Origin of the sequence: Staphylococcus sp. MB377, from assembly GCF_001922505.1 — a bacterium.
GTDB classification, from domain to species: Bacteria; Bacillota; Bacilli; order Staphylococcales; family Staphylococcaceae; genus Staphylococcus; species Staphylococcus haemolyticus.
Map to the genome: position 1 here is coordinate 159597 of NZ_MAON01000033.1, position 14430 is coordinate 174026.

General features: G+C 32.4%; 10 protein-coding genes and 1 pseudogene. 3 read left to right on the forward strand and 8 right to left on the reverse strand.

The window, feature by feature from the left end; all coding sequences use genetic code 11:
- Positions 1 to 5: 5 nt before the first annotated feature.
- From alaS to BB045_RS07965, 5 genes are all read right to left on the reverse strand, one after another.
- Complete coding sequence (alaS, locus tag BB045_RS07945) at positions 6 to 2636, reverse strand: alanine--tRNA ligase (RefSeq protein WP_070581557.1); 2631 nt, start codon at positions 2634 to 2636, stop codon at positions 6 to 8.
- 299 nt (positions 2637 to 2935) lie between these two features.
- Positions 2936 to 5377 carry an SF1B family DNA helicase RecD2 gene (gene recD2, locus BB045_RS07950; RefSeq protein ID WP_070581556.1) on the reverse strand — a complete coding sequence of 814 codons (2442 nt, stop codon included), beginning with the start codon at positions 5375 to 5377 and terminating at the stop codon, positions 2936 to 2938.
- 1 nt (position 5378) lies between these two features.
- Positions 5379 to 6050 (reverse strand): tetratricopeptide repeat protein, encoded by a 672-nt coding sequence (locus BB045_RS07955; RefSeq protein WP_176744752.1) that lies wholly within the window; start codon positions 6048 to 6050, stop codon positions 5379 to 5381.
- Positions 6051 to 6251: 201 nt separating this feature from the next.
- Positions 6252 to 7364 (reverse strand): tRNA 2-thiouridine(34) synthase MnmA, encoded by a 1113-nt coding sequence (gene mnmA, locus BB045_RS07960; protein ID WP_070581554.1) that lies wholly within the window; start codon positions 7362 to 7364, stop codon positions 6252 to 6254.
- A gap of 2 nt (positions 7365 to 7366) precedes the next feature.
- Entirely contained in the window at positions 7367 to 8506 is a 1140-nt protein-coding gene (locus BB045_RS07965) for a cysteine desulfurase family protein (protein ID WP_075140655.1), read from the reverse strand.
- A 281-nt stretch (positions 8507 to 8787) separates the two neighbouring features.
- On the opposite strand from BB045_RS07965, the gene BB045_RS07970 reads away from it, so the two are divergent.
- Complete coding sequence (locus BB045_RS07970; RefSeq protein ID WP_080497797.1) at positions 8788 to 9801, forward strand: LLM class flavin-dependent oxidoreductase; 1014 nt, start codon at positions 8788 to 8790, stop codon at positions 9799 to 9801.
- Positions 9802 to 10021: 220 nt separating this feature from the next.
- Here the strand turns inward: BB045_RS07970 and BB045_RS12185 are convergent, their stop codons facing one another.
- Together BB045_RS12185 and cymR are read right to left on the reverse strand one after the other, a co-directional pair.
- Positions 10022 to 10171 carry an SAS049 family protein gene (locus BB045_RS12185; RefSeq protein ID WP_176744751.1) on the reverse strand — a complete coding sequence of 50 codons (150 nt, stop codon included), beginning with the start codon at positions 10169 to 10171 and terminating at the stop codon, positions 10022 to 10024.
- A 140-nt stretch (positions 10172 to 10311) separates the two neighbouring features.
- Positions 10312 to 10734: a cysteine metabolism transcriptional regulator CymR gene (gene cymR / locus BB045_RS07975; protein ID WP_033080142.1), complete on the reverse strand. Its 423-nt coding sequence runs from the start codon at positions 10732 to 10734 to the stop codon at positions 10312 to 10314.
- An 85-nt stretch (positions 10735 to 10819) separates the two neighbouring features.
- On the opposite strand from cymR, the gene BB045_RS07980 reads away from it, so the two are divergent.
- Positions 10820 to 12088 carry a replication-associated recombination protein A gene (locus BB045_RS07980; RefSeq protein ID WP_037550736.1) on the forward strand — a complete coding sequence of 423 codons (1269 nt, stop codon included), beginning with the start codon at positions 10820 to 10822 and terminating at the stop codon, positions 12086 to 12088.
- Between the two features lie 173 nt (positions 12089 to 12261).
- Positions 12262 to 13577 (forward strand): annotated as a pseudogene (locus BB045_RS07985) (ISL3 family transposase).
- A gap of 68 nt (positions 13578 to 13645) precedes the next feature.
- Here the strand turns inward: BB045_RS07985 and BB045_RS07990 are convergent.
- Positions 13646 to 14422 (reverse strand): tRNA threonylcarbamoyladenosine dehydratase, encoded by a 777-nt coding sequence (locus tag BB045_RS07990; RefSeq protein WP_075140656.1) that lies wholly within the window; start codon positions 14420 to 14422, stop codon positions 13646 to 13648.
- Positions 14423 to 14430: the final 8 nt, after the last annotated feature.

The following is a 14430-nucleotide window of genomic DNA, read 5'->3' on the forward strand; positions in this document are numbered from 1 at the left end:
CAAAGTTATAGTTTTTTAATGTAATCTTTAATAAAGCGTAATGCTTCTGAGATATTTTCTGGTTGCGTACCGCCACCTTGAGCCATATCTGGACGACCGCCACCTTTACCACCAACTAATGGTGCCATATTCTTAATGATATCTCCAGCTTTAATTTTATCTGTTTGTTCTTTTGGTACAGTTGCTATTAGTGATACCTTTTCACCTAAATCACTGGCTAAGATTATAATAGCATCTTGTTGTTTAGATTTGAAATCATCCATAGTTTGTCTTATTTCTTTAGCATTAGAAACTTCAACTTCTGTAGCTAGTACTTTAAAGCCATTAATTTCTTCAATTTGATCCTCTATATTGCCCATTTTAAGTGAAGTGATTTCCTTATTTCGTTGTTCTAATTGTTTATGAAGGTTCTTTTCTTCCTCTTGTAGCTGGACAATTTTATCAAATACTTGATCATCAGATTTGACTTTAATTTGATCTTTAATAGAATTAAATTTATTTTGAATATCCTCTAGATGTAAGAACGCTGACTTACCAGTAAATGCTTCAATACGTCTAACGCCTGCACCTGTACCTGATTCACTTATAATCTTGAAAAGCCCAATTTCTGCAGTATTATCAACATGTATACCACCACATAGCTCAATTGAGAACGGTGACATATTAACAACGCGCACAATATCTCCATATTTTTCACCGAATAACGCCATAGCACCAATTTGTTTTGCTTCATTAATAGGCATCTCTTGTATATTAACTGAAATACCTCTCCAAATTTCCTCATTTACACGTCTTTCAACTTTATCAATTTCGTCTTGAGTCATCGGACCAAAATGTGAGAAATCGAAACGCAAACGCTCACTTTCAACTAACGAACCTGCTTGATTTACATGTTCACCTAATACTTCTTTTAATGCAGCGTGAAGTAAATGAGTGGCACTATGATTTTTTTGGATGTCTTTTCTTTCATCCCTATTAACACTTGCATCTACATCACTATTAACTGTAACTTGACCAAATTGGATGACACCTTGATGTAAGTTTTGACCATTAGGTGCTTTAGTTACTTCAGTTACTTCAATCTCAAAGTTCTCATTACCTACTGTTCCTCTATCAGCTACTTGCCCACCACTAACTGCATAAAATGGAGTTTCTTTTAAAATGAAATATACAGTTTCTCCTGGTTCAGCAGATTCAACTTTCTCTCCATTATAAATTAAATCAGTTAACGTAGTCTGATAATCTGTAGTTTCATATCCGACAAATTTGCTTTCAGTAGTAATATTTTTAAGAACTTCACTTTGGATTTGCATTGATTGTGAACTTTGTCGAGCTTCTCTAGCTCGTGTACGTTGTTGATCCATTTCTTTTTCAAACGTTGCCATATCCACAGAGATGTTTTCTTGACTAGCTAATTCTTCTGTCAATTCAATTGGGAATCCATAAGTGTCGTATAATTTGAACGCATCTGAACCGTTAATTTCATTATTAGATGATTTAGCTTTAGCTAATAAATTATTCAAAATTGCTAAACCTTCTTGAAGTGTCTCATGGAAACGCTCTTCTTCTGATTTAATAACACGCTTAATAAAATCAGCTTTCTCTTTAACATTTGGATAATATGGCTCCATTATCTCTGCAACGATGTCAACTAACTTATACATAAATGGTTCATTAATGTCGAGAGTTTGACTAAATCTGACTGCTCTACGTAGAAGTCGACGTAAAACGTAACCCCTTCCCTCATTCGCAGGTAAAGCGCCATCAGCAATTGCAAATGCAATTGTACGAATATGGTCCGCTATTACCTTAAAGGCAATATCATGCTCGTTGTTTACTAAATATTTTTTGCCAGCTACATTTTCTACTTCATTAATGATTGGCATAAATAAGTCTGTTTCATAATTTGTTCTTACGTTTTGAGAAACAGAGGCCATTCGTTCAAGACCCATACCCGTATCAATATTTTTATTTGGTAATGGTGTATAAGTGTTGTCTTTATTATGGTTAAATTCACTAAATACTAAGTTCCAAACTTCTAAATATCTTTCATTTTCCCCACCTGGATACATCTCTTCTGATGGATCATCTTGGCCATATTCATCTCCACGATCATAGAAAATTTCAGTGTTAGGACCAGATGGACCCTCACCGATATCCCAGAAATTACCTTCTATTCTAATAATTCGACTTTCTTCTAATCCAATTTCATCATTCCAAATACGATAAGCTTCAGTATCTTCAGGATGAATAGTTACATATAATTTTTCAGGTTCCATGCTCATCCATTTTTCACTAGTTAAAAATTCCCACGCAAAGTGGATTGCTTCTTTTTTGAAATAATCACCAATTGAAAAGTTACCAAGCATTTCGAAAAATGTATGATGTCGTGCAGTAAATCCTACATTTTCAATATCATTTGTTCTAATTGCTTTTTGAGAATTGACTATTCTAGGCTTTCTTGGTGTTTCTCTACCATCGAAATATTTCTTTAAAGTTGCTACACCTGAATTTATCCATAATAATGTATCGTCATCAATTGGCACTAAAGGGGCTGAAGGTTCAACCATATGACCTTTTTCGACGAAGAAATCAATATATTTTTGACGAATTTCACTAGCCTTTAAATTTTTCATTTCCGACACTCCTATATCAACATATTTTATCTAAAAAACACAAAAAACGTTCATCCTCAAAAAAGGGACGAACGTTTTCGCGGTACCACCCTAGTTATAAACAATCTATCTTTAAGCTACAAAAATTATCGCTTGATAGAAAACATTTATCACTCAATTAAAATATAAAAATGACATGAAGTAGCGTTCAACAATATACATTGCACTTTTCACCAACCAGTACATCTCTATATAAGTTATAATTGCCTACTCATCTTCATGCGAACTTAAGATTATTTTAAGTATTTTCAAACTAAATGTCAACGCTCAGCAAAATCATAAGGAGAAACATCACCCATATTAATCATTGGATTGATTTGATATATAGTAGATTCACTTAAAATGATTTGATCATCTTTTGTATCAACGTCGTAAATTGTATCCATTGCCTCTTCATCTTTATTCACAGAAGTATTTGAAATTGTTACATCACTTTCTTTTTGGTCTATATCAAAATATGACAAGATTAGCTCTTGCAATTGTGTATGTCGTATTTGTCCTTGCGTATTTAATCCAATTTCAAATGCGGTTGAATCTCCAAGTAATACTAATGATTGTTTAGCACGTGTAAGTCCTGTATAAAGTATTGGTCGCTGTAACATTCTAAAATACTGCTTAACGATAGGCATAATTACAATTGGAAATTCAGACCCTTGTGATTTATGAATGGATGTGCAATAAGCATGCGTTAATTCTAATAAATCTTGACGAGTGAAAGTAATCTCGTTACCTTCGAAATCAACAACCATAACATCTTTATTTAAAGCATTTTCTTTAGCCCAAAATATACCAACGATTATTCCTATGTCACCATTGAAGATATTATCATTAGGACGATTAACTAACTGAAGAACCTTGTCACCTTTACGAAACTTTATGTCACCAAATTCAATTTCTCGTGTATCTTGTGCCTTGGGGTTTAAAATATCTTGTAATACTTGATTTAATCTTTTAATACCTGCGTTACCTTTATACATAGGCGCCAAGACTTGAATATCACTCATATCATAACCTTTATTAACTGCACTTGAAACTACTTTTTCAACTACTGTAGGAATTTGATCGACATTACAACTTATAAAACTCCTATCATGATAACGCTTTGTAATATCTATTGGCTCACCATGTTTCATACGATGCGCTAAATCGATGATACTTGAACCATCTTGTTGACGATAAACTTCAGTTAGATTAACTCGTGGTATTGCCTTCGAATCAATAAGATCCTTAAAGATTTGACCTGGTCCAACTGAGGGTAATTGATCTTCATCACCGACTAAAATAATTTGTGCATCTAGAGGAACTGCACTTAAAAATTGGTGAAACAACCATGTATCTACCATAGACATTTCGTCAATAATTATGAGCTTTGCTTTAATTTCATTATCTAGAATGTCTTCTGGTTGTGTTTCTTGATTCCATCCAATTAGTCGATGAATTGTCATTGCTTCTAACCCTGTAGATTCTTGCAATCTTTTAGATGCTCTACCTGTCGGAGCTGCCAGGACAATAGGATAGTCATCTTCTTGATAGTCTGAATAATTAAGAGAAAGACCATGTACCTCTGCATAAAGCTCAACGATTCCTTTGATTACTGTTGTTTTACCTGTACCAGGGCCACCGGTTAAAAGCATAATTTTAGAATTAATTGCAGTTTGTAAGGCCTCTTTTTGAGATGGTGCATAAAGCACATTATTACTAGTCTCTATATCCCCTATATGTATCTGCAAATCAGATTGTTCTATTTCTTTTAGCTTATGTTTGTATGTTTTAATTCGATATAAATTTTGAACACTTTTGAGTTCGGAATAATAGAGACTAGGAATGGCGACTCGCTCATTATTTACAATAATTTTTTGTTCCTCATGTAATAATTCGAGAATATTTTCAAGTTGTTTTGAATCGATACTATCACTGGAATGAGTATCCATTAGCATCTCTAATGTCACTTCAATTGCATAATCTAGTGATAAATAGGTGTGACCTTGTTTTATACATTCTTCTTCTAACGTATATAATAATCCTGCTTTCAATCGTTCTGGATCATTAAAACTAATGCCATTATTTCTAGCTAAAGTATCAGCTTTATTAAAACCAATTCCTTTAATATCATAAACGAGTTGATAAGGGTTATTTTCGAGCACGTTTAAAGTCTCGGCTTGGTAAAATTGATATATCGCCATTGATAATTTAGGTCCGAAGCCTAAATCATGTAATCGAATCATAATTTTTTCGGACTCTTGATTGGCGTTAATTTGATCAGCAATCTGCTTTTGTTTCTTTTTCGGTAAATTTGAAACCTTCTCTAAAACTGATGCGTCTGCCATAATATCATTTATCGCATTTTCACCAAGTGTATTTACAATATTTTGAGCAGTTTTTTTACCTATACCTTTGAATAAGTCACTTGATAAATATGTAATTATAGCATCCTTAGTTTGAGGGACCTCTTTTTCAAAAGTGTCGGCTTTCAATTGCTTGCCATAACGTGGGTGCTCTACCACTTGTCCTTTAAAAGTGTATACATCTCCTTCCACAATATTTGGAAAGAACCCTACAACTGTTGGTAAATTACCAAATGATTCATTAGTCTCAATTGTATCCACTTTAATGACTGTATAGAAATTATTATTATTTTGAAATAAAATAGCATCTACAGTACCTTTAATCATTGAATAATCAAATAGTGTAGGGTCAGACATATTACTCCTCCTCATTCTTTATAGCTTCAAACGTTTTCTTAGCATGTTGACTTAACAAGTGATTTGGATCTATAGATATTGCCTTGTCAAAATAAGACATAGCTAAATCAAGATCTTCAGTATCCATGTAAGTGGCTAAACCAAGATTATATAAAGCATCGACATGCTTTGAATCTATAGATAAAACAATTTTCAATTGATTTATAGCCTGGTTAAACATTTCTAAATGACATAGAGCCAGACCATATTGAAATTGAACTTCTGCATCTTGATTATTATCTAATTCTGCTGCAGTCATAAAGTAAGGTAAAGATTCTTTTGGTGCATCTAATTGGTTAAATGACATACCAATCATGTAATTAGTATCTATTTTATCCATATTGTATTTAGATGCCAATTGATATAGTTTAATAGCATCACGGTATTTATCTTGATCGTAATATAGATTGGCTAAATTGTAATACACTGCACCATTTTTATCATCTATCGTAATTGCTCGTTGAAAGAAACGCTCAGCCTTTTCAATTTCATTAATATCAGCTAATACTATTCCTGCATTGATATAATTTTCAATGGTATTTGGTTCTTCTTCTATGTTTTGAAATAAAGCTTTTAAAGCATCTTCAAGTTGACCATTTTGAATCCACTCATAAATCGTATCTTGTTTCGTTATCATGATTCCACCCAATCCTAAAATTATCTTACGAGAAACGCTGTATTTTATAAAATAAAGATGTAGTAGTATTTGGGAGCAAGACATAAACAATATTTTTCGAAAATATATTTCCAGTCAAATACTGCCAATATATATTTGTAGCCTGAGGCATTGAATTATGTCCCAGGCTCTTAACAACTCCATCTTTTGTTTGTTTAATTAAACAACATAACTTAACTGACCTGTTGTTTTAAATACATCATCGATAGTTGCTCCACCTAGACAAACTTCCTCATCATAAAATACAACGGCTTGTCCCGGTGTGATAGCACGTACTGGTTCATCAAATGTAACGCGTAAAGCATTTTGACTTTCACGTTGAACAAACACCTTAGTATCTTTTTGACGATATCTAAATTTAGCAGTACATTCAAATCCGTTGTCCAAATCAACTGGATTTACGAAAGAAAAATCGGAAGCTATTAAATAATCACTATAGAGCGCATCATGATGGAAACCCTGTTCAACGTATAAAATATTGTCTTCTAAATTTTTACCTACAACGAACCATGGATCACCGTCTCCACCGATACCAAGTCCATGTCTTTGACCAATAGTGTAATACATTAATCCACTATGCATTCCCATTTTTTCGCCATTCAACGTACGCATTTCTCCAGCTTGAGCTGGTAAATATTGTGATAAGAATGTTTTGAAATTACGCTCTCCAATAAAACAGATGCCTGTAGAGTCTTTCTTTTTAGCTGTTGCTAAATCTTGCTTTTCTGCTATTTTACGAACTTCTTTTTTATCAATATCTCCAATTGGAAACATAACTTTAGACAATTGTTGTTGAGATAGTTGATTTAAGAAATAAGTTTGATCTTTATTATTATCTACACCTCGTAACATTTCTACATGGCCATCATCATGACGACGTATTCTTGCGTAATGTCCTGTTGCTACGTAATCTGCGCCCAATTTAAGTGCATGCTCTAGAAAAGCTTTAAACTTAATTTCTTTGTTACACATTACATCTGGATTAGGTGTACGACCTTTTTTATATTCATCTAAGAAATAAGTAAAGACTTTATCCCAATATTCTTGTTCGAAATTAACGGCATAATATGGAATACCAATTTGATTACATACTGCGATAACGTCATTATAGTCTTCTGTTGCAGTACAAACACCATTCTCATCAGTGTCATCCCAGTTTTTCATGAATATTCCAATAACATCATACCCTTGCTCTTTAAGCACATGAGCTGTGACTGAACTGTCAACACCGCCAGACATACCTACAACTACACGTATATCTTTATTAGACACATTTATTCCTCCTTAAATTTATGATATATTTTGTGAATTTCAGCTACGATATATTTTATTTCTTGATCAGTTGTTAATTCATTAAAGCTAAATCTTACTGAATGTTTAGCACGTTCTTCATCTTCATACATTGCTGCTAAAACATGAGAAGGTGTTGTTGAACCAGCTGTACATGCTGAACCTGAAGATACATAAATGTTAGCTAGATCTAAAAGTGTTAGCATAGTTTCCACGTCTATGAATGGGAAATATAAATTTAGAATATGTCCTGTTGTATCAACCATAGAACCATTTACCTCAAAAGGAATCGCACGTTCTTGTAGGCTAACTAAGAATAATTCTTTTAATTGCATTAAATGTAAATTATTATTATCTCTATTCTTATGTGCTAATTCTAGTGCTTTTGTTAAACCAACAATTTGTGCTAAATTTTCTGTTCCTGCACGTCGTTTAGTTTCTTGTTCTCCTCCTAGTTGAGAGTACTCTATTGGGGTTTTATCTCTAACTAATAAGACACCTACACCTTTTGGACCGCCGAATTTATGTGCTGTCAAACTTAAAGTATCCATTTTAAATTCTTTAAAATTAATATCTAAATGTCCGATTGCTTGAACTGCATCTACATGCAATAATGCGTTTGACTCGCTAACAATATCTTCTATATCATACATAGGTTCAACAGTTCCAATTTCATTATTAACAAACATTATTGAAACTAAAATAGTGTCATTCGTTAATGCTTCTTTAAGTTGATCTAAATCTATTGCACCTGTATCATCTACATCTAAATAAGTGACATCATATCCTTCTTTTTCTAATTGTTCAAACACGTGTAAGACAGAATGATGCTCAATTTTAGTTGTAATAATGTGATTTCCAAGATGTTCATTTGCGTAAACTAATCCTTTAATGGCTGTATTATTTGATTCAGTTGCGCCACTTGTAAAAATAACTTCGCTAGGCTTAGCATTCAATAATTTAGCAACTGTTCTTCTTGATTCATCTAGATAACGACGTGCATCTCTTCCTATAGAATGAATAGACGATGGATTACCAAAATGTGATTTATAAATTGTCATCATCTCTTCAATTACTTCTGGTTTGACAGGTGTAGTTGCAGCATAATCTGCATATACTTCCATTTTTAAGTACACTCCTCACAATATTATCAATGTTCCTATAATAGCACCTGAATAGATTTTTTTCTATATAGTTGTTTATAAACATAAATTTTTCCATTGTTTAATATTTTAACATTCAACCACTTTAAAAATTAACCCCACATTAACTTATAAATAATTTTAAATGTACTATTAATTAAAGTATCAATATTTTTTCACTAACATTATCGATTATGAGCATTTCAATATAAATTAAACTACATATCTTGTTAAACTAAACCATATTAATTTTATATGAGGAGATGAAAACTGTGGGTAATCTAAAGGTATCTGCATTAAATTTAGTTCCAATAAGAGAAGGTCAGAGTGATAAAGAAGCAATTGAGGATATGATTAGTTTAGCTCAAAAGTTAGATTCACTTAATTATGAAAGATACTGGATTGCTGAACACCATAACGCACCAAATTTAGTAAGTTCAGCAACTTCTCTATTGATTCAACATACACTTGAACATACGAAACGTATTAAAGTTGGATCTGGAGGGATTATGTTACCAAACCATGCTCCTCTAATAGTTGCGGAGCAATTTGGAACAATGGAAACACTTTTCCCAAACAGAGTTAATCTAGGTTTAGGTAGAGCCCCAGGGACTGATATGATGACAGCTAGCGCATTGAGACGTGACCAGCATAATGGTGTCTATGAGTTTCCTGAAGAAGTTGAACAATTACAAACTTATTTTGGACCTGGAAATAAACAAGCTTATGTAAGAGCTTATCCTGCTGTAGGTAAAAATGTACCTTTATATATTCTTGGATCATCTACTGATTCAGCTCATTTAGCTGCACGTAAGGGATTACCTTATGTCTTTGCTGGACATTTTGCACCTCAGCAAATGAAAGAGGCAATTCAAATATATAAAGAACTATTTGAACCTTCTGACGTATTAGACAAGCCTTATATGATTGTATGCTTGAATGCTATAGTAGCTGAAAGTGATGAAGAAGCTGAATACTTGGCAAGCACATTAGCTCAAGTATTTATTGGTATTGCTCGTGGTAGAATGCAACCATTACAACCACCTACAAATGACTTACAAGCTCTTCTAACACCTAGAGAATTTGAAATGGCTAAACAAAGATTTAATGATTCGCTAATAGGTTCAGAGGAAACAGTTAAAGAGAAGTTGGAAGCATTTATAGAAGAATATGGTGAAATTGAAGAACTCATGGGAATCAGCTATATTTATGATCAAGAAAAGCAATTTGAATCATTCACTCGTTTACAGAAAATTATTGAAAAATTGAATCAATAATCAATATTAAAATTTAATATTGATGGATAGCGAGAGAATTAATGCATAATTTGGAGTGGGATATTATTTAATCTCACTCCTTTTATTTGCTAATAAACATATAGGTTTTAATGCTAAAACAACATTAACTTTAATAAAAATGTTTTGAATTACTTAAATTGTAAATACTTCTTTTGATATAAAAAAGCGATAACATTTAATGTTATCGCTTGAAAACTAATTATTTATCATCTTTTTTGTCATCGTTGTTTTTGTCATCGTTGTTTTTGTCAGTATATTCATTGATTTTGTCTTTAACTTTATCAACTTGTTCGTTATCGCTATTTTTAAATTTTTCTGCTGCGTCTTTCGCTTTATCCATGAATCCCATAATGAAATTCTCCTTTCAAATTTAAGAATATTTATATCGATCAAGTATTATGTTAATTCTGAGATACAAAATAAAGAATGTACCTTACTGTTGTAATTATTATTTACCACACACAATTGTATTTAAACATATTTTTTAAATTAAATATAAAACATGTAACCATCAAGTTTATCATCAGTTTCGACATAGTCTGCTAGATATTTTAAAGTAGTATTATCTAATACTTCTCTAACAGCATCTCTCATTCTTAACCATAACTGTTTTTGTGCAGGTGGTTCTGATTCAATACTTTCGACTATCGTAATAGGACCTTCTAGTAAACGAATAATATCGCCTGCTTTAATTTCGTCAGCTGGTACTCTAAGTTGATAACCACCTTTGGCACCACGAACACTTCGAATTAAACCAGCATTTCTTAAAGGGCCAACTAATTGTTCGAGATATAAATCACTCAAACTGTTTTCTTCAGCAATTGACTTTAAAGATACGCATCCTTGCCCTTCTCTTTTAGCAAGGGAAATCATTAAAGTTAAACCGTATCTCCCTTTCGTTGATATTTTCATAACATTACCTCACTTAATTCGAATAATATATAATACCATTTTAGCATTTTTTCAGTTAAGATAGTATTAGAAAGGTGTGAAAATAGTGACTACAGAACCTTTAGCTTCAAGAATGAGACCTACTAACATTGACGAAATCATTTCGCAGCAACATTTAGTAGGACCTAGAGGCATTATAAGACGAATGGTTGAAACCAAAAGATTATCATCAATGATATTTTATGGGCCACCAGGGATTGGTAAAACAAGCATTGCAAAAGCAATTTCTGGTAGCACTGATTATAAATTTAGACAATTAAATGCAGTTACAAATTCAAAAAAAGATATGCAAATGGTAGTCGAAGAAGCCAAAATGTCTGGTCAAGTCATTCTTTTATTAGATGAAATTCACCGGTTAGATAAAGCTAAACAAGATTTCTTATTACCACATTTAGAAAATGGCAAAATCGTCCTAATTGGTGCAACAACCTCAAATCCATATCATGCAATCAATCCAGCTATTCGCTCTAGAGCTCAAATATTCGAACTGTATTCATTAGATCATGATGATGTGCGACTCGCAATTAATAGAGCATTAAATGATTCTCAACGTGGCTTAGCTAATTATCATCCCAAAGTAGATGAAGATGCATTAGAATACTTTGCTACGCAAAGTCAAGGAGATGTTAGAAGTGCTTTAAATGCTCTTGAATTGGCTGTTTTAAGTGCTTCAGTTGAAAATGAAATTAGACATATTACGCTTCAAGATGCTAAAGATTGTTTGCAAAAAGGTGCTTTCGTAAGCGATAAAGATGGAGACATGCACTACGATGTTATGAGTGCTTTTCAAAAATCAATAAGAGGTAGTGATGTAAACGCTGCATTACACTATTTAGCAAGATTAATTGAAGCTGGCGATTTACCGACTATTGTAAGACGCTTATTAGTCATTAGTTATGAAGATGTAGGGTTAGCTTCACCTAATGCGGGACAACGTACGCTTGCAGCCATTCAATCGGCAGAGCGACTGGGGTTTCCTGAAGCGAGAATTCCTCTTAGTCAAGCTGTAATTGAACTTTCCTTATCACCTAAATCCAACTCAGCGATCACTGCTATTGACAGTGCACTTAGTGATATACGTAAAGGTAATATTGGCCAAATTCCTGACCATTTACGAGATGGACATTATGCTGGAGCTAAAGATTTAGGTCGTGCCATAGGTTATAAGTACCCTCATAACTATGAAAATGGATACGTCATTCAACAATACTTGCCAGATAAACTCAAAAATAAAATTTATTATGAGCCTAAAACAACATCAAAAAGTGAACAACAATTTAAAACTATTTATGATAATTTAAGAAACAAAAACTAAAAAAGATTATGAATCAATTAGCCATTATAAATGACTTTTAAATGGCTCTATAATAAATTGGACTGATGACTAAAAATCATCAGTCCAATTTTTATGTTTGAATACAAAAATGGCGCAATTACCTCTATAATTATTACCTACCAAACAAAATAAAAAAGAAGGGGAATGCGCCTATGTGTAAGTCTATATTAAATACATTAAGAATTAAAGATAAAAATCTAAATTTTTCAGATGAAGTGATTGAGAAAAAACACAAAGGACGAATGAGCTTGTTTTACTATGCCGAGCTCACTTATCAACCTACACATTGTGAAAATTGTTCAACTAAAAATGAAAATTTCTCTATAGTAAAAAATGGTAAGAAAACCTCAACGATTACTTTACTTAAAATTATGGAAATGCCCGCTTATTTAGAACTTCAAAAACAAAGATTTTATTGTAAATCATGTGACAGTCATTTTACTGCTAAATCTAATATTGTCGACGCTCATTGTTTTATTTCTAATAAAACAAAACTTGCAGTTTTAGATAAAGCACAAGAATACCGCTCTCAAAAATCTATCGCTAAGTCATGCTTAGTATCATCAATGACTGTGTCTAGAGTGATTAATCAAGCGGAAAGCGACGTAGGTCAGTCTTCTTTTGATACTCTACCTTAACACTTAATGATGGACGAATTTAAAAGTGTTAAAAATGTTATCGGATAAATGAGCTTTATTTATGCAGATGCTGTATCGCACCACATCGTAGATGTGTTAGCGGATCGTAAGTTAAAATCGCTTAAAGATCATTTTTATCGCTATTCTTTAAAACTCAGACAAAAGTCAAAACAGTAACGATTGATATGTATGAACCATATATGTCACTAATCAAACAATTATTTCCTAACGCGAAGATTATTATTGATCGTTTTCATATTTTTCAATCTTTAAATCGAGCGTTAAATATGTCTAGAGTTCATGTAATGAATAGTTATAGAACCTCTAATAGACCGCTTTATAATAAATATAAAAGTTATTGGAAACTATTTCTTAAACCTTTTGAAACGCTAGAAGCATTTAATTATCATAAAGTCCATTTATTTAAAGAGTGGAAAACCGAAAAAGGCATTATAAATTACTTATTAGGTGTAGATGTAGAATTATTTAATACATATCACTACGTTCATGAGCTAAGAAGATTATTAAAAGAAAATCAAATAGAGAAATTTAATCATAAACTCTTTTCTATTCATCTTTCAGATGTGTGTCCTAAATTACACCCAGTCATTAGAACTTTAAGACGCTTAGCAGCTTTCATTGAAAATACTATGACATATTCTAACCTGACCAACGGTCCGTTAGAAGGAATTAATAATAAAATCAAACTCATTAAAATGGTATTTTTTGGTTATAGAAATTATGATAATTTGCGTAATCGAATTATTATAACTTCGCGACTATTTGCCTCAACAACAAAAAAAGAGATTAAACAACCTAAGGTTGCCTAATCTCAATATTGGGACTCATCAGTCCGATTTGACGTAGAGACTTTTAAATTTGATTCATAGTCTATTATTTAAATATTTCCTTTATCCTTAATACGGCGTACAGGTATATTTTTTAAAATGTCGTTTACTACGTAACTCGCACAGATTAATCCTACTGTACTTGGTACAAATGCATTTGATGATGGAGGCATTTGCCCTTTACGATTAATGGCGTTTGCATCTCCAACGGTTGCTTTTACATCTTCACGAATTACAATAGGACTTTCATCAGAAAACACGACAGGTACACCCTTTTTTATACCTTGACGCTTTAGTTTATTACGGATAATTTTAGCCATAGGGTCCATATAAGTTTTAGAAATATCTGCTATTTTAAATCGTGTAGGATCAGTTTTATTAGCTGCCCCCATGCTTGAAATCATCTTAATTCCTCGTTCTAAACACTCTTTCATCAGATGAACTTTATATATTATAGTATCACTTGCATCGATAAAGTAATCAATATCATAATTATTAAATAAATCCTCATATGTCTCCTCAGTATAAAACATGTGAAGTGGTGTTACTTTACAATCAGGGTTAATAAGTTTAATACGTTCTTCCATCAAAGTGACCTTACTTTGTCCAATAGTTGTAGTGAGTGCATGTATTTGACGATTGACATTTGTAATATCTACGTCATCTTTATCGATTAAAATAATATGACCAATATTGGTTCTAACTAATGCTTCGGCAGCAAATGAACCAACACCACCTACCCCAAGAACTGCAACTGTTTTTTCTTTTAATAGATCTAAACCCTCTTGTCCAAATGCTAATTCGTTTCTTGAAAATTGATGTTTCATTTTAAACT

Coding starts and splice junctions, on each gene's coding strand:
- alaS (WP_070581557.1), bottom strand. CDS start 2,636: ATGAAAAATTTAAAGGCTAGTGAAATTCGTCAAAAATATATTGATTTC.
- recD2 (WP_070581556.1), bottom strand. CDS start 5,377: ATGTCTGACCCTACACTATTTGATTATTCAATGATTAAAGGTACTGTA.
- BB045_RS07965 (WP_075140655.1), bottom strand. CDS start 8,506: ATGGAAGTATATGCAGATTATGCTGCAACTACACCTGTCAAACCAGAA.
- BB045_RS07970 (WP_080497797.1), top strand. CDS start 8,788: ATGAAAACTGTGGGTAATCTAAAGGTATCTGCATTAAATTTAGTTCCA.
- BB045_RS12185 (WP_176744751.1), bottom strand. CDS start 10,171: ATGGGATTCATGGATAAAGCGAAAGACGCAGCAGAAAAATTTAAAAAT.
- cymR (WP_033080142.1), bottom strand. CDS start 10,734: ATGAAAATATCAACGAAAGGGAGATACGGTTTAACTTTAATGATTTCC.
- BB045_RS07990 (WP_075140656.1), bottom strand. CDS start 14,422: ATGAAACATCAATTTTCAAGAAACGAATTAGCATTTGGACAAGAGGGT.